Origin of the sequence: Arthrobacter pascens (genome assembly GCF_030815585.1) — a bacterium.
In the GTDB taxonomy this organism is placed as follows: domain Bacteria; phylum Actinomycetota; class Actinomycetes; order Actinomycetales; family Micrococcaceae; genus Arthrobacter; species Arthrobacter pascens_A.
In genome coordinates this window covers 2,363,659-2,379,948 of the sequence record NZ_JAUSWY010000001.1, presented here as the reverse complement: position 1 = coordinate 2,379,948, position 16,290 = coordinate 2,363,659, and the positions used below count along the sequence as shown (strand labels likewise).

Sequence of the window (16,290 nt, the reverse complement as noted above, 5' to 3'; positions counted from 1 at the left end):
TTAGGGGTGCGACGCTGCGCGTCAGATCAGGATTGAGAGGGGGTTCTCGATGCGGCGCTGGAAGGCGGCAAGCCACTGGGCGCCAACGGCACCATCCAGAACGCGGTGGTCAGCGGAGAGCGTCACGCTCATGATCGTCCCTACGGCCAGCTCGCCGTCCGGGCCCACGACAGCAGCCGGGTGCGCTGCGCCGATGGCCAGGATCCCGGACTGAGGCGGATTGAGGATAGCGGTGAACTCCGTGGTTCCGTACATGCCGAGGTTCGACACCGAGAAGCTGCCTCCCTCGAGCTCGTGCTGCCGGAGACGGCCGGAACGGCCTCGCTCAGCGAGGTCGGCGATTGCGGCGCTGACCTCCGACAGAGGCATACGCTCAACGCTCCGGAGCACTGGAGTGGTAAGTCCCCCGTCGGTCGCCACTGCAACCGAGATGTCGACGGACGAATACCGGCGGATTGCCTCCCCTATCCAGATCGCATTCGCCTCGGGAACATCAACAAGGGCCCCTGCGACCGCTTTGATGACGAAGTCGTTGATGGAGACCTTCCTCGTTCCCGTCTCGTTGACCTGACGGCGCAGAGCCAAGAGGGCATCAGTCCTGCAATGAGCCGTGAGGTAGAAGTGTGGAACAGTCGATTTGCTTTCCGTGAGCCGTCGCGCGATGGCCTTGCGCATCCGGTCGAGTGGAACATCCTCGAATGCGGCCGACACCGGCCCGGGGGCGGTAAGTGGAGCCTTCGGCCTGGGCTCGGGGGGAGGCTCGATGGCAGCACTCGGCTGCGTCTTCTCGTCTGGTTCTGCGAGATGGCGATCGAGGTCGCGGCGGACGATGCGCCCGCCGGGACCCGTTCCGGGCACCGAAGCCAAGTCGACCCCGTGCTGTCGCGCGAGGCGACGCACGAGAGGGCTCATGAACCGTCGCCCGGAGTCGCCGACGCCCGGGAGAGCATGTGCGACGCGCCCGTTGGGCGGGAGGCCCTCAGCTCCGGAGGCCGGCTGCCCAGTCGGTTCGGACGTCTGCGGCGCGGATTTCGGTGTCACGGCAGCAGATAGACCTGCCCCCGCAAGTGCCGCCTCGATGGCGTCCTCGGCCTCGCCCTCGCCGAGGAGCACGGCAATGGGATCGCCGACTGAGACGTTGTCGCCCTCCGGCACGAGGATCCTGCCGACAGCTCCGGCGAACTCGGCTGTCAGCTCCACAGTCGCCTTCTCCGTCTCAATCTCCGCGATCGGCTGGTCGACGACGAGCATGGAGCCTTGCGAGACTAGCCAGGTTTGGATGGAAGCTTCGGAAGCGCCCGCGAGCACTTCCGGCATACGCAGAATCTCAGCCATCACCGCGCCCCGAATCCCTCGCGTACAGCCTCGAGGCCGGCGACGATTTCTTCCGTCCGGGCGATGGCAGCCCGTTCGAGGACGCGCGAGATACTGGGCGACGCTTCTTCGCCGGTGACTCGTGCCACCGGCTGGTCCAGCCAGTCGAAGTAGCGCCGCTGGATCTCGTCGGCCAGCCACCCGCCGTACGCCGTTCCCCGAGCGCCTTCCTCGACGATGAGCACTGCGTTGGTCTTCTTGATGCTCGCGCCGATCGTATCCCAGTCGATGGACGCACGGTCGAGCCACCGAAGATCGATGAGCTCGGCGTCGACGCCTGTCTGTTCGATGGCTTTGAGGCTGTGCCTGACCATCGAAAGGTAGCTGATCACTGTGAGCTCCGATCCGCTGCGCCTGATTGCGGCGCGCCCCGGCGGGATGATGTAGTCGAGGTCCTCCGCCGGCACGTGGTCTTTGACTGCGTAGAGGTCGACATGTTCGATCACGAGGACGGGGTCCTGCAGGGCAAGGGCGGCGTTCATCAGCCCGATGTAGTCTGCCGCCGTGGAGGGGGCGACGATGCGCCAGCCGGGGCTGGTGGAGAAGATTCCCGCTGGATCCATCAGGTGCTGCGATCCGTAGCCGGAGCCCATGGCGACCTTGGTGCGCAGCACCAGCGGTACGGGGTTATCGCCGCCGAACATGTGGCGGGCCTTGCCGATCTGGTTGAATACTTGGTCGGCGGCTACCCACATGAAGTCCGGGTACATGAACTCGACGACTGGCCGGAAGCGGCCATCGAGGGCCATGCCGCCGGCGAGTCCGACGAAGGCGTTCTCGCTGATCGGCGTGCCCAGGATGCGGCCGTCGCCAAATTTCTTGGCCAGGCCCTTCGTGGCCCCGTTGGTGCCACCGTTTAGACGGTGGACGTCCTCACCCATGACCACGATCCGGGAATCCTGCTCCATGCGCTGGTTCATTACCTCGGCGACGGCATCAATGAATTTGACGTCGCGGCGGGGGCCTTCCGTCGTAGCTGGGTCCATCACGCGGAGCTGGTCGAGCTCGCTCGCGTCGCCACGGATCCCGACGTTCACGAACCCGACATCCGGCCAGAGTTCAGGACGAATGCGGCGCTTGCCGCGGCGTTCCGGGTCGCTTTCCAGAAGCTGGTCGACGGCCTGCTTCATGGCCTCTTGGACTCGGCTGCGAAGGGCGTCGACGCGCTCTTCGTCCAGCTGCCCGCGCTCGATCATCTTACGCGCCACCATGTCCAGGGGGTCGCGTGCCAGCCAGGCAGCCTCTTCTTCCTTCGTTCGGTAGCCGAAGGCGCTTCCGGGGTAAGCGCCGTTCTGATGGAAGAAGCGGTAGACCTCGACCTCGATCACGGTGGGGCCTTCGCCGGAGCGCATTCGCTCAGCAGCCTCTTCCATGGCCAAGTACACCGCGAGTGGGTCCATGCCGTCGACGCGCCATGATGGGATGCCGAAGCCTTGGCCGCGAACGGAGAATCGGGGGTCCGCTGTGATCTCGTTGGCTCTGGTCGAGACGGCGTACAGGTTGTTCTCGATGAAGAAGCACACCGGGAGCTTCCATGCGGCCGCGAGGTTCATTGATTCGAGCACGGAGCCGATCTGGGCGGCACCGTCGCCGAAGTAGTTGATGGTCAGGTCCGTTGTCTGGCTGTTCTTCTGGGACCAGGCATTCCCGGCTGCCATCGGGGCCCCGCCGCCTACGATCGCGTTGGTGCCCAAGGCCCCCGCTTCGAACCACTGCAGGTGCATTGATCCGCCGCGGCCGCGGCAGTAGCCCTGGGCAAGTCCGAGAATCTCGGCGAGCGTGCGCTGAAGGACCGTCTGTATCGCGGGGGTCACCGGGTCGGCGGGATCGAGCTTGCCGCCTCCAACGTGCGTGAGCGCCTTCGCGAGGAACTGGTGGTGGCCCCGATGGGAGCCATTTACACCGTCACTGGAACGCAGGCCGACGATCGAGCCGACCGCGCCACCTTCCTGGCCGATGCTCGAGTGGGCGGGGCCGTGCACGAGGCCCTCCCCTGCAAGCTCCAGAACCGATTCCTCAAAAGCCCGGATCAGGTGGAGTTCGCTGAGCATCGTGCCCAGCAACACCGGATCCGCGGCATCCCAGTCGGCATCCGTCGTCGAGAGCTCGACCCAGTCGCACCCCGTCTGCAGTTGTTTCCTATTTGGCATCATCGCCACCTTTGTCCTAGCCCGGCGGAAGGTTCCGCTGAAGTCCTGACAAGGAGATTAGCCCAGGATTTTATACAATACAAGGCATCTTCCGAGACAGGCTGGCATTATCTCGCCGTAAGTTGGTTTATTGGATACAATCGGGGTCTAGCTGGATGAGGGAGATGAAGATGGAAGCAGCAAAGCGACCGGGCATCCCGGGGATGCGCGGAACCGATCACATTGGCTTTACAGTCCCGGACCTCGAGGAGGCTCACAGCTTCCTCGTCGATGTGCTGGGCTGTGATGAGGTTTACACGCTCGGGGCAAAGCAGTCCGACGAAGACTGGATGAGCACTCATCTAGGTGTTCACCCGCGCACGGTCATCCGCGAGATCCGGTTCTACCGGCTTGGGCATGGATCCAATTTCGAGGTCTTCCTGTACGAATCGGCGGACGGCCAAGACGGGCAGCCCCGCAACAGCGACATCGGCGGCCATCACATCGCCTTCTACGTCGATGACCTTGACGTTGCCGTAACATATCTGCGCGCGCGGGGGATTGACGTCATGGGGGAACCGACGGCGAGCAAGCAGGCGGCTGCCGGGCAGCGTTGGGTATACTTCCGCAGTCCATGGGGCATGCAGTTCGAGCTTGTAAGCTTCCCGGAAGGTAAAGAATATGAGAAGAGCCGCGGGCCTCGGCTGTGGCACCCGGCCCATCCGGCGGAGTGAGGACAAGAATGACTACAACGGAGCTGGCTGCCCATGGGGCGACGGGTGCCCGGATCGCGGCGACGCTCCGCGACGCCATCCTTGCCGGTGACTACACTCCGGGCGAGCGGATCAGACAGGACGAGCTGGCAGAACAGCATGGAGCGAGCCGCCTGCCGGTCCGCGACGCGTTGAGGATCCTCGAGGCCGAAGGATTGGTCACGCTTGTGGTCAATGCTGGCGCCCGGGTCTCCCGTATCAGCCTGTCGGAATGCCAGGAGATGTATCGGATGAGGGAACGGCTCGAGCCCCTGTTGTTCGGTTTGAACATCCCGCTCCTCGCTGACGAGCAGATCGACCACCTCGCGCGTCAAGCGGATGCCATGGAGGCCACGACGGACGTCGAGCGCTTCTTGCAGCTGGACCGTGAATTCCACCTCAGCTGCCTCGAAGCCGCGCAGACGACCGTTCTCGGTGACACCGTGCGTAGCCTGTGGAACCGGACGCAGCATTACCGTCGGGCCGCTACCCGGCTCTTCTACAGCACCGGCGACCGGAGTCTGCACTACGACCACCAGCTGCTCGTCGGGGCGATGCGACGGCGCGACGTCGAAGAGGCCGAATGGGTGCTCGCGGGCCATATTCGCCGCAGCAGGCTGGGGTTGGCAAGCCATCCCGAGGTCTTCCGGGACAGCTGAGGCGGAGGCATCACTTCCGCACCGCATGACCGTCGCCATCACCGACCACACCAGCCCGGCGAGGTCCGAGGATGCATGCATCTGGTCGAAGATCTCCTATCTTATGGATGAGGCCGGCAAACCGGCGGAATACTCCATGTCCGCCGCGCGGATCAGAGAGATCCTTCAGGCCAAGTGTGACGCTAGGGCCGGCAGATCGTACGTTCGGCTTGGATAGTCGCACCCTGGCCAATGTACGCGGTGCCCCGTGCACGCCACAGCAGTGAGGATCTCCACGACGGCCTGAGCGTCGACTCCGCCGCTCGATTACCGTTCACCGGCTCGGCAAGCGCCTGGAGGGTGTGGATGAGGTTGTAGTTTGACCCCGGTCTTCTTCACGAGATTCTCATGCTCGGGATGCTGCTGATCCGCCATGCCCTGTTGCCCAGCACGCTAAGAACTCGTCGCCTTTTTCAATACTTCAGTCGGTACCGCGACGATGTTCAGTTGGCCGCTGGCCGTGAGGTACGGCGGCCGAGCACCAGCGCGGCCGGGTCAATGACACCGGGGTGCGCGTCGCTCGAGGGCAGTTACGTCTTAGATGCGACCACCATGCCGAGGACAACGATCTGATCCGCGTGGACGCTGACTTGAGCGCCTCCACGATGTCCGCGGTGGACGTCGACGATCTCCGCGATCTGATTCGCAGCGTGATCTGATCCTGACCGGGAGTTCGAATCTAAGACCGACCAGCAGGCCCTTGGACTGCTTCACGGTATCCTCCATGGGGCCTGCCGAAGGAGCGGCATCGCCCCACAGGCCCAAGCATGCCGGGTGGGTGTGGTCGTGCTTCAGCCGCGGCGAGTCAACCAGGCGGCCGCGCCGTCGACCCAAGTGAGTCACAGATAAAGACCCGGAAAGGGACGTCCTGCAGGATCAACCAAGGCTCGCCGCTGGCCGGGAGCGCGATGCTGAACGTTCCTGCTCGCGTCCCCAGTGCGTTGATTCATGACGCGCACTCAAGATTCTTGAGCTTGTCCTGTTTTCGCGAGGGCGATGGCCTGCTGCCCCGTGTAGCGAGCGAGTTGTAACTCCCTGATGGGTTTTCAGGTCAGAAACGACGTGGGTGACCTACCAAAGGCACTCCCTCCTCGTAGCAGTGAGCCTGGTTTTCTCAGAAAATAGCGCCTTCAAAATTGAAGTGTTCGCGCGAGGTACAGGTGCAAGGACCTCCGGAAAGGGTCGTATCAGAACATCGTCCCGGTTGCGGCGATATTCCGATCATTCCGCCTAACCAGTGCCACTGTCCGTCACGGTATTGCTGATGTCCGCATTCTGGGCATGAGCCCGGCATCTCTGGCGGCTTCTTACCCGAATTGCTGTTTCCGTGCATTCTAGGGATTCCTCTGGCAGGAGAAATCGGGCGCGAAAGATGGAGCGGGCCGATTTCAAAGTGGACGCTTTGCTTAGGCAAAGGACGCCGGACATGGCGTGAAGTCACTGGCAATTGCAGCCTTGTGTGCCTTCTGTCGACAGGAGGCCACACCCAAAACTGTAATGCCTTCAGCGTTTTTCGTCTGCTGTCCTTCGAGGATCAGCGACTTCGCCGCCCGGCCCCGCGTCCGCCGGGGCACGTCAAGGCCGTTCAGTTTTTGCTTGTTGACTATGACCCACATCACCACCTAAGCTGGCGTGCAATCGGTCGCACGATTTTCGACATTATTGCCTGATAAATCGTGCCCCAGTCTGACAAAGGAGTTGGAAATCGTGAGCATAAAAAGGAACTTTTTGACCGTGGCCAGTGCGGGTGCACTCCTCGTGACGCTAGCCGGGTGTCAGGTGCCAGCCGCAGGGCCAGAGGTCCCGATTCGAATCGGTGCCTCGCTGCCGCTGACGGGTGAGTTCAGCCAGGGCGGCGCGGATACCCAACGCGGGTACGAGGTCTGGGCCGCGCTACAGAATGAGCGCGGCGGGATCCTTGGCCGGAAGGTTGAGATGATCTACAAGGACGACGCGACCAATCAGAACACGGTGGTGTCCAACTACAACCAGCTGCTTTCCAATGAGAACGTGGACCTGCTGCTGGGCACCCAGTCTTCGCTGCTGAATATTCCGGCCTCGACAGTCGCCGAACGTGCTGGGATGCTCTTCATCTGTGCCTCCTGTGCCTCACCGGAGATGTTCAACCGCGGGTTCGAGTTCAGCTTCTTCTCGCAGCAGGCCCTGGCCTCCGAGCAGGGGGCGGCCTTCGCTGACTGGATCATTGGCCTCCCCGAGGGGGAGCGCCCGCAGACGGTGGCCTATCCTTCGTTGGACGATCCCTTCGCCACCCCGGCCGTGGAGGGCGTCAGGAAGAAGCTTGAGGCTGCGGGAATTGAAACGGCCTACGCTGACACGTACCCGGCGGCAACCAAGAACTTCGACGCGATTGTCACGGCTATCCGGGACTCCGGAGCAGAGGCGGTCGTCCAGGGGGCGCAGTTCGAGGACGGTGTGAACTTCGTCCGCGCTCTCAACCGGGCGAACTTCCATCCGGAGATCCTCTACCAGAGCTCTTCGCCGACCTACGGCCAGCAATACGTGGACGGCGTTGGCGTGGAAAACACCGGGGGCGTGCTCTTCTCCTCCAGCTACCACGTCGACGCCGATACCCAAGGCAATAAGGAGTTCGTGGCCAAGTACCGCGAGATCCACGGCGAATACCCGCCGGAGGACGCAGCCGACGGGTACGCGGCCGGCCAGGTGCTGGCCTCGGCCGTTGAGGGCGTCGGTAGCACCGGTGACCAGAAGGCGTTGGCCGACTGGCTGCGGGGCAACAAGGTGGAGACCGTGCTCGGAACGCTGGCATGGAACAAAGACGGTAGCCCCCGGGGCGAGTTCCTCCTCGGGCAGTGGCAAAACGGCGTCAGCGAAGTCGTGCTTCCCGCTGAGGCCGCTACTACCGACCGGATTACTCGCTGGCGCGGCGGGGAATACTAAGACCGAGAGACACTAGAAATGATAACCCTCCTCCAACTCCTCATAACCGGCCTCCTGGTCGGTGCGGTGTACGCGCTCATGTCATCGGGGCTCACCCTGATTTTCGGCGTGATGCGTGTCGTCAACCTGGCCCACGGTGCCTTCGCGGTGCTGGCGGCCTACCTCACCTACACGGTCTGGTCCTTGACCGGCCTGGACCCGCTGCTATCAGTCCCCATCATCGTCGCGGTGATGTTTGGCGTCGGCTGGCTCAGCTACAACCTCGTGGTGCGGCACGTGCGTGGAAGTCACATCTCCATGACTGTGCTGGTGACGTTCGGCATCGCCCTCACCATTGAGGGCATCGCCGGATTCGTCTGGGGCAACCAGTCCAGAACGGTGCGCACCGGCTACACGGACACCTCGGTCCAGATCGGACCGTTTTTCCTGCCCACAGCAACACTGCTCGCCGCGGCAATCGCGGTGGTCCTGCTGGGCGCCCTGTTCCTTATCCTCAACCAGACCTGGATGGGCCGGGCAGTCCGCGCATCTGCTGTCAACGAGAGTGGGGCACTGCTTGTCGGCGTCAGCGTCAAGTCCATCTCTGCCAGCGCCTTCGCGCTAGGCATCGCCACACTCGGTGCGGGCGGCGCCATCATCGCCGTGATGTATCCCTTCATCCCCGGAACCCACTACCAGTGGATCGCCCGATTGCTGGCGATCGTGGTCCTGGGCGGCCTCGGGAGCCTGATGGGCGCAGTCATCGGAGCGTTGTCGATTGGTGTGGCGGAACAACTCGCCACCCAGTATGTCGGCGCCTCGTGGGTTGAGATCGTGCCCTTCCTCATCATCATCATCATCCTGATAGTGCGCCCTCAGGGCATTCTCGGGCAGAAACTCAGGGAGGACGCCACGGTATGAACACGACCAAAACGCATGCAAAGCCGAGCACACCCAGGTCCGCGACGGTGCCAGACGCCGGTGAGATCCCGGTGTGGGCCAGGACGGAGACTATCCGGCGCATAGTCACGGTCCTGCTGGGGATCGCAGCGGTTGTCATCGCACTGTTCCCCGTCATTCCGAACCGCTCGGCACAATCGACAGTGATCATCGCCCTGGTGGTGGCCATCGGCGCTGTCGGACTGAACATCATCACCGGCTACACCGGGTACCTTTCCATCGGCCACTTCGCCTTCATCGGCGTCGGGGCATACTTCGTGGCGATTTTGGCTAAGGTCGTTCCCGGGGTGCCGCCATTGGTCTGGGTCCCGGTCGCGGGACTGGTCACGGCCCTGTTGGCCGTACTCCTGGGCCTGGTGACCTACCGCTCTCGTGGGCCGTCGTTCGTGATCATCTCGATCGCGCTGCTGTTTCTGATGCGGTTCGTCGCGACCGAATGGAAGGCCGTCACCAACGGCACGTCGGGTATTACCATGCCGATGTACTCTTGGCCGCGCGAGTGGGGCAACTGGCCCATCCACCTCTCCCTGGTGGTCCTGCTCGGCCTGTCTCTGGCCCTTTCGTGGTGGATTCGTCGCACGAAGTTCGGCCTGGGTCTCATCGCTATCCGTGAGGACGAGGGCAAGGCCGGCACGGTGGGCGTGAATTCTCCGGTCTACAAGCTGCTCGCCTTTGCCGCCAGCGCCCTGCTCGTCGGCATGGCCGGCGGTGTGTACGGATACTTCATGGGATTCGTGGACCCTGTGAACATGTTCTCGATCCTGCTCAGCGTCCAGTTGGTGCTCGCCGTAATCCTCGGCGGCCGCGGGACACTGTTCGGCCCGGTTCTCGGCGCGTTCATCGTGGTTCCGCTTGACATCTTCGCCAACAACACCGGTGGAGGAGGCAACACGCGACTGGTGATGTTCGGGCTCTTGCTGATTTTCCTAGTGGTGCTGCTGCCCAAGGGCATGCTTCCCTCCCTGTCGCATCAGTTGGAACGGATCCGGACTCGCGGCACCGCCGGCCTGTCCGGCGCCCGTCTCGGTGCCGCGGACGAGTTGTCGGTCCGTGACCGTCCCAAGGCGCCAGACCCGTCCGAGCTGGCGGCACGGCTTAAGACCGCGCCTCCCATCCTCGAGGTGGAAGGCCTATCCAAGTCCTTTGGTGGGAACCAGGCCGTCAACGACTGCACATTCACCGTCCCCGAAGGGTCCATCACCGGACTCATCGGTCCGAACGGCTCCGGCAAGACGACGGTCTTTAACCTCATTTCCGGGACCCTGCTGCCGGACGCCGGCACCGTGCGGATTGGGGGGACCGATATCAGCCGGATGGCCTCCTGGGGCCGAGCGCATCGCGGCCTCGGCCGAACCTTCCAGAGCACCAGGCTCTTCAAGGAAATGTCGGTGCTGGAAAACATCGCGGCGCCCCTCGGATCATTCTCAATCCCGCAGATGGGTCTGGACGCCGTCAGCGGCAGGGAGGCAGAACGGGCCCGGGAACTGCTGGACTTCGTGGGCTTGTCCCGCTACGAGCAGGCCAAAGCGGGATCATTGTCCTACGGTCAGCAGAAGCTCGTCGAGCTGGCCCAGGTCCTGGTCCTGGATCCGAAGCTCATTCTCCTGGACGAGCCCGCCGGCGGCATCAACCCGACGCTCATCGAGCGGATGGGGGACCTCATCCGTGACCTCAACGCCCAGGGCAAAACCTTCCTGCTGGTCGAGCACAACATGCCGTTCGTCCTGGGGCTCTGCAACCCGGTTCGCGTCCTTGCCCAAGGCCACGTGATCGCCACGGGATCCCCGGACGAGATCCAGAAGGACGACGCCGTCATCGACGCCTATCTGGGCGATGACTACCTGCTCGACATCGACAACTCGGCCACCAGACGGATTGCCGTCGAAGGGAGTGCATCATGATCAAGCTCGAAGGCGTAGTCGCCGGCTATGGTGGTGGAAACGTCCTGCAAGGTGTGGACTTCGAAATCGGCCGCGGAGAGCTCGGCTGCATCGTGGGTCCCAACGGGGCCGGCAAGTCCACTGTCCTGCGGGCGGTCAGCGGCCTCATCCATCCCGGTGAGGGACGAATTCTCCTTGATGGAGAGGACATTTCCCACCTGACACCGCAGCAGATCCTGGCCAAGGGCGTGGCCCAAGTCCCGCAGACCAACGGCCTCTTTCCCAACATGACAGTCAAGGAGAACATCCTCCTCGGCGCTTACGTGATCCGTCATGATCGGCAGCTCGTGAAGCAGCGGCTGGCTGAGGTACTGGACGCATTCCCCCTGGTCAAAGGTCGGCTCTCGACCCGGTGCGGACTGCTGTCCGGCGGCCAGCGCCGCATGGTCGAATTCGCCCGCTCGCTGATGCTCAACCCCAAGCTCGTACTCCTCGACGAGCCTTCCCTGGGTCTGGACCCAAAGTCCCTTGGCGTAATCGACGAGTCCGTGGCCATGATGCGTCAACGTGGCACGGCCATCCTCATGGTCGAGCAAAACGTCCGCTTCGGGATGCGCATGGCCAGCAGAGGAATCGTCATGGAGTCCGGTCGGGTCCTGCTTGAGGGGCCAGCCAAAGAAATCAGCGAGAACCCGGAGATGGTCGCACTTTATTTCGGCGGCGTCATCCAAGGGAGCGGCACTGCTGCCTGACACCCAGATCCCGGCCGGGCTCCCGGCCGCAACAGAACCACCACCAACAGAAAAACACAGACGAAAAGGACTATCCCAATGAACACCCAACCCACTATCGGCTGGATCGGCACCGGACGCATGGGCTCGCAGCTGGTGCTGCGCCTGCTCGAGGCAGGATTCGACGTCACGGTCTACAACCGCACCGCCTCCAAAGCACAACCCCTGGTCGACGCCGGCGCACGCCAAGTCGAGCGACCGGTGGACCTGGCCGACCGGGATATCGTCTTCAGCATGGTTTCCGCGCCCCGGGACCTGGAACAGGTGATGACCGGCGAGGGTGGTCTACTGACCGATCCGGACCATGCCCCACGCCTGATAGCGGACTCCTCCACGGTGTCCATTGACGCCTCTGAGAAGCTGCGCGCCGCCGCCGCGGAACGCGGCACCGAACTGCTGGCCACCCCGGTGAGCGGCAACCCGGCGGTCATCGCCGCCGGCAAACTCTCCGTTGCGGTCTCAGGACCACAGGCCGCCTATGAGGAAGCCCTGCCGGTACTCGAGCACTTCGGTCAAAAGGTCACCTACGTCGGTGAAGGCGAATTGGCCCGCCTGGTAAAGATTGCCCACAACATCTTCCTGGGAGTCGTCACCCAGTCAATGGCCGAGATCACCGTGCTGGCCGAGAAGGGCGGGGTGCGTCGACAAGACCTCCTCGACTTCCTCAACGACTCCGTGATGGGCTCCGTCTTCACCCGCTACAAGACCCCGGCCCTGGTCAACCTCGATTTCACGCCGACCTTCACCCAGGTTCTGCTGCAGAAGGACTTCGACCTCGGGCTGGCCGCCAGTCACGAGCTCGGTGTCCCGATGCCCGTGGCCTCGATGACCCGCAACATCGTTGCGCAGGAGGTCGGCAATGGGAACACCGAGGACGATTTCGCCACCCTGATCCGTACCGTGGCCGCCGGTGCCGGCCTCAAGCTGATCCCGGAGGACGCGTCCGTCTCCAACGGACTCGAGCCTCAGCGATGACCCACCACAACCACGGCTCGGTCGACGCCGCCCGGTTCGAGCGTCCGTCGCAGCGCCCCCCCGAGGTCAGACCGCTCGGGGCACCAGGCCAGATGGGGGTCGACTACGAACACCGCGTCGACTTCGACCGGTTGCGCTCGTACCGGCTTGGCCGGGCTCAGGAGGCTCTCGAAGCCAGTGAATGCGGCGCGTTTCTGCTCTTCGACTTCTATAACATCCGGTACACCACGCAGACCTGGATCGGTGGTGCGCTCGGGGACAAGATGATCCGATACGCGCTGCTGATGCGGGGTAAAGATCCCATCCTCTGGGACTTCGGTTCTGCTGTGCGGCATCACCAGCTCTACTCTGACTGGATGCCGACGGAGAACCACCGACCCGGCTTCCTCGGATTCCGCGGTGCCGTTGCTCCTGAAGGCGGTGCAGACCTGATGGTCACAGCCGTTAAAGAGATTGTGTCGTTGCTGAAGGAGAGCGGGCTGGCGCACATGCCGGTCGGGTTGGACGTCGTCGAACCACCGTTCCTGTTCGAGATGCAACGGCAAGGCCTTACTGTCAGTGATGCCCAGCAGTCCATGCTGGACGCCCGTGTGATCAAAAACCGGGACGAGATCATGCTTCTGAACCAGGCGGCCGCGATGGTCGACGGTGTCTACCAAGACATCACCGAGGCGCTGCGCCCCGGCGTCAGGGAGAACGAGATCGTCGCCCTCGCGAGCAAGCGGCTATACGAGTACGGGTCGGACCAGGTCGAGGCCATCAACGCGATCTCCGGGGAGCGGTGCAACCCCCACCCGCATAACTTCACTGACCGCATCATCCGCCCCGGAGACCAGGCCTTCTTCGACATCATCCACTCATTCAATGGCTACCGGACCTGTTACTACCGCACGTTCGGGGTCGGGTGGGCCACCTCGGCGCAACGCGATGCCTATGTCACCGCTCGAGAGTGGATGGACCGCGCCCTCGACGCCATCCGCCCGGGTGTGGGGTCGGACGAGGTCGCGGCCGTGCTGCCCAAGGCCCAGGAATTTGGGTTCGACAACGAGCTGGCTGCCTTCGGCCTCCAGTTCGCGCACGGTCTGGGCCTGGGATTGCACGAACGGCCGATCATCTCCCGCCTAAATTCAATGAAGGACCCGGTGGAGATCCGGCCCGGCATGGTCTTCGCCATGGAGACCTACTGCCCCGGCTCCGACGGCATTTCAGCAGCACGAATCGAGGAGGAGGTCGTGGTTACCGACTACGGCATCGAGGTCCTCACGAAGTTCCCTGCCCAGGAGCTCTTCGTGGCCGGACAGTATTAATTCCGCATAGCCATTAATTCCGCATAGCCGAGAACGGGCGAGGAGCGGGGTCTGACGTGTTGCAGGCCCCGCTTCTGCCGTCCGGCACGATCATGGCACCCAAAGAGGGCGCGGGCCTTTGAACGGGCTGCCCGTACACGGTAGAAGACAATGGCGCGGAGCGTCCAGCCCCAGTTGCGTCGCAGCCTGGCACGGTCCGCGACGAGCATCCGTGCACCACGAATCAACCCCGCGGGGGTGCGGTGGATCCCCGGACCATGAGCGTTACGGGGAACGTCAACTCCATCGCCCCGCTCCCCTCACCGTGTAACTGTTGGACAAGTAGCCGGGCACTTTCAACACCGAGTTGGCGCAGGGGCACCCGGACCGTAGTCAGCGGCGGGGAGAACTCGTCGGCGAACGGCATGTCATTGAACCCGACGATTGACATATCCTCCGGGCAATGCAGACCCCGGACACGCAAGGAACGCAGGGCCCCGAGAGCCATGAGGTCGTTGCCCGTTACCACGGCTGTCGGCCGTGACTGCGCTTCCGTGGAGGCGTCGAGAAGTGCGTCCATGATTTCTTGCCCTCCCTCAGCGGTTAGTGGTCCGCAATAGCTTGCAGTGACGGTCACCTCTGGATGCTGCCGGCTCCACTCGTCGAAGGCCGCGCGGCGCCCTTCCGTGGTAGATAGCCCCTCAGGACCGTGAAGATGGGCGATGCGGACGTGCCCGAGGGTTGCCAAGTGGTCGAGGGCTGCCCTCATTCCACCGGTGTCGTCACCGTGTACTAACGGGAAGGGACTCGACGCGGCCGCGCGGTTGACGAGCACGGCCCGGACTCCTTGCTCATGCAGGCGATGGAACGATTCCCCGTCGTCCAAGTGCGCCGTGGCTAGGATGAGCCCATCGACCCGCCGCTGTCGCAGGGACGCAAGGGCGGCCTCATAGGCGTTCTGGCCCCCTTGGATGTCCGTCACCAGTGCCGTGTAGCCGGCCGGACGGAGGATCGAGTCTATCCCGCTGATGATCGGCGGGAAGATCGGGTTGAGGATGTCCGGGATTACCACGCCCACGGACATGGACTCATTGGTCCGCAGGCCTCGGGCCACGGCGTTCGGCACGTATCCGAGCTTGCGGGCCGCCTGCTGCACGCGACGGGTGGTTTCCGGACTCAGCTTGACCTGTGTCTGTGGGTTCAAAGCGCGGGAGACCGTTGATCTATGGACTCCGGCGACGCGGGCGACGTCGTCGATAGTGGCCGACAAACGGCTCACCCCTCTCCCGTGGCATGGTGCGGATCGGCCTTCCGACTTACCGATTCGTGACGCCGCTTAACAGCATAATAGGCCACCTTTGGCACCAGAGTCGTCAGCGCCATGCGCTTCAGGGTTTTCAGACGGTCTTGTCGTTGGCCGTGGGCGGAGCTCCCCGCCGAATCCGGAGCCTGACGAAGGACCACGACTGATCGAGCCAGTAACGGCATGAACCTAGATTGGCTGGAAAGCCCGCCGAGAGGGCGCTTTCGCCGGGATTAACGAGAGAGTGGGCTCCCTGCAGGGAGAACGACGGTCAGTCAAAGGAATGGCCCTGCCGAAGGGCAGCGTCCGTGTTGACTGCTGCGCCGATCATCCCTGCTGTGTTCCGCAGTTCGGCCGGGACCAGCGGGGTGTTGAGCTGAAGTAGTGGGAGGAAGTCTTGGCTACGCGCTGAGATCCTCCCCGACAATGATCAGATCGGGTGATCAAAGGAACACCAAATGGGAAAAGTACCGTTGGAGTCTTGCTGAGTATTCGCGCCAGTCGAGACCGTCTCTTTCCCGGGCCGCTGCTGATGCTCGGGTCTCAGCATCAACCCCGTCAAGCTCAAGATGACCAAACTCGGTGTTTGGGACCAGCTGGCCGTTGACCACGAGTGCGGAACTAATGCCCGTGCCCAGGGTCTGAAATAACCGGCTCCGTTTGCGCCTTATGACCCTGCCTTCCTGGACATTCCCGCCGTGAACCGGGCGTTGGCTGAGCAGTGCATCGTATATTTTCAGTGGGATAGTTTTGGTGAGTTCCTCGGCGTCGTCGGGGCACCTGTTGCAGTGTTGGGGCAGCCTGACCTGGCGTAGATGTGCTTGGCTCTTGGAATGGCTACATCCAGAGGATGGCTGCTGTGTTGATCAGTAAGTGGATGGTGTTGTCGGTGATGATCATGAGCCAGACGGCTAGCCATGCTGGTGTCTCTGATGGGTATCCGGTGGCCTTGGCGTCAGCCCAGCGTGGGCGTGAGCGCTTGGGTCCGAGCTGGTTCTTCAGCCATGCGACGTGGCGTGCGAGGCGGAACCTGTCGATGATGATGTGCGTCCCGCCTATGACGACGAGCGCCAGGGGTGACTGGGTGATCAGTGCGTACGGCAGCGTGTAGGTCACGCCGTGGACGATGGCAGGCAGCCAGTGCTTGGTCTTCTCTGTCGCCATCCAGTGTGACTGGATGACGTAGTCGCCTACGAGGTGGGCCAGGACTATCCAGAGTGCGAGCATGATCCTGCTTCCTTCGT

Annotated in this window: 12 protein-coding genes and 1 pseudogene; 8 read left to right on the top strand and 5 right to left on the bottom strand. The window is 63.2% G+C overall.

Annotation, left to right across the window (positions count from 1 at the left end):
• Positions 1-21: 21 nt before the first annotated feature.
• Complete coding sequence (locus tag QFZ30_RS11030; protein WP_307076138.1) at positions 22-1,335, bottom strand: dihydrolipoamide acetyltransferase family protein; 1,314 nt, start codon at positions 1,333-1,335, stop codon at positions 22-24.
• Positions 1,335-3,524, bottom strand: a complete 2,190-nt coding sequence (locus tag QFZ30_RS11025; RefSeq protein ID WP_307080196.1) for an alpha-ketoacid dehydrogenase subunit alpha/beta — start codon at positions 3,522-3,524, stop codon at positions 1,335-1,337. The genes QFZ30_RS11030 and QFZ30_RS11025 overlap by 1 nt, the downstream gene beginning before the upstream one ends.
• A 170-nt stretch (positions 3,525-3,694) precedes the next feature.
• Between QFZ30_RS11025 and QFZ30_RS11020 the strand changes: the two genes are divergently transcribed.
• From QFZ30_RS11020 to QFZ30_RS10985, 8 genes are all read left to right on the top strand, one after another.
• Entirely contained in the window at positions 3,695-4,237 is a 543-nt protein-coding gene (locus tag QFZ30_RS11020; protein WP_307076136.1) for a VOC family protein, read from the top strand.
• 8 nt (positions 4,238-4,245) lie between these two features.
• Positions 4,246-4,914 (top strand): GntR family transcriptional regulator, encoded by a 669-nt coding sequence (locus tag QFZ30_RS11015; RefSeq protein WP_307076134.1) that lies wholly within the window; start codon positions 4,246-4,248, stop codon positions 4,912-4,914.
• Between the two features lie 1,746 nt (positions 4,915-6,660).
• On the top strand, positions 6,661-7,872 hold the full coding sequence (locus tag QFZ30_RS11010) for an amino acid ABC transporter substrate-binding protein (protein WP_307076132.1): 1,212 nt from the start codon (positions 6,661-6,663) through the stop codon (positions 7,870-7,872).
• An 18-nt stretch (positions 7,873-7,890) separates the two neighbouring features.
• On the top strand, positions 7,891-8,772 hold the full coding sequence (locus QFZ30_RS11005; protein WP_307076130.1) for a branched-chain amino acid ABC transporter permease: 882 nt from the start codon (positions 7,891-7,893) through the stop codon (positions 8,770-8,772).
• Complete coding sequence (locus tag QFZ30_RS11000; RefSeq protein WP_307076129.1) at positions 8,769-10,712, top strand: branched-chain amino acid ABC transporter ATP-binding protein/permease; 1,944 nt, start codon at positions 8,769-8,771, stop codon at positions 10,710-10,712. The genes QFZ30_RS11005 and QFZ30_RS11000 overlap by 4 nt, the downstream gene beginning before the upstream one ends.
• The gene (locus QFZ30_RS10995) at positions 10,709-11,443 is read left to right on the top strand and encodes an ABC transporter ATP-binding protein (protein ID WP_307076127.1); all 735 of its coding nucleotides are present in this window, start codon (positions 10,709-10,711) and stop codon (positions 11,441-11,443) included. Before QFZ30_RS11000 ends, QFZ30_RS10995 begins: the two co-directional genes overlap by 4 nt.
• 78 nt (positions 11,444-11,521) lie before the next feature.
• Positions 11,522-12,457 (top strand): NAD(P)-dependent oxidoreductase, encoded by a 936-nt coding sequence (locus tag QFZ30_RS10990; protein WP_307076125.1) that lies wholly within the window; start codon positions 11,522-11,524, stop codon positions 12,455-12,457.
• Positions 12,454-13,764, top strand: a complete 1,311-nt coding sequence (locus QFZ30_RS10985) for a M24 family metallopeptidase (RefSeq protein ID WP_307076123.1) — start codon at positions 12,454-12,456, stop codon at positions 13,762-13,764. Before QFZ30_RS10990 ends, QFZ30_RS10985 begins: the two co-directional genes overlap by 4 nt.
• A gap of 223 nt (positions 13,765-13,987) precedes the next feature.
• Here QFZ30_RS10985 and QFZ30_RS10980 read toward each other — a convergent pair whose 3' ends face one another.
• The 3 genes and pseudogenes from QFZ30_RS10980 to QFZ30_RS10970 form a co-directional block, all read right to left on the bottom strand.
• Positions 13,988-15,022, bottom strand: coding sequence for a LacI family DNA-binding transcriptional regulator (locus tag QFZ30_RS10980; RefSeq protein WP_307076121.1), 1,035 nt, complete (start codon positions 15,020-15,022; stop codon positions 13,988-13,990).
• 295 nt (positions 15,023-15,317) lie between these two features.
• Positions 15,318-15,687, bottom strand: a pseudogene (locus tag QFZ30_RS10975) (ROK family protein); the annotation flags it as partial.
• Between the two features lie 196 nt (positions 15,688-15,883).
• Positions 15,884-16,273, bottom strand: a complete 390-nt coding sequence (locus tag QFZ30_RS10970; RefSeq protein WP_307076119.1) for a DUF3307 domain-containing protein — start codon at positions 16,271-16,273, stop codon at positions 15,884-15,886.
• Between the last annotated feature and the right edge of the window lie 17 nt (positions 16,274-16,290).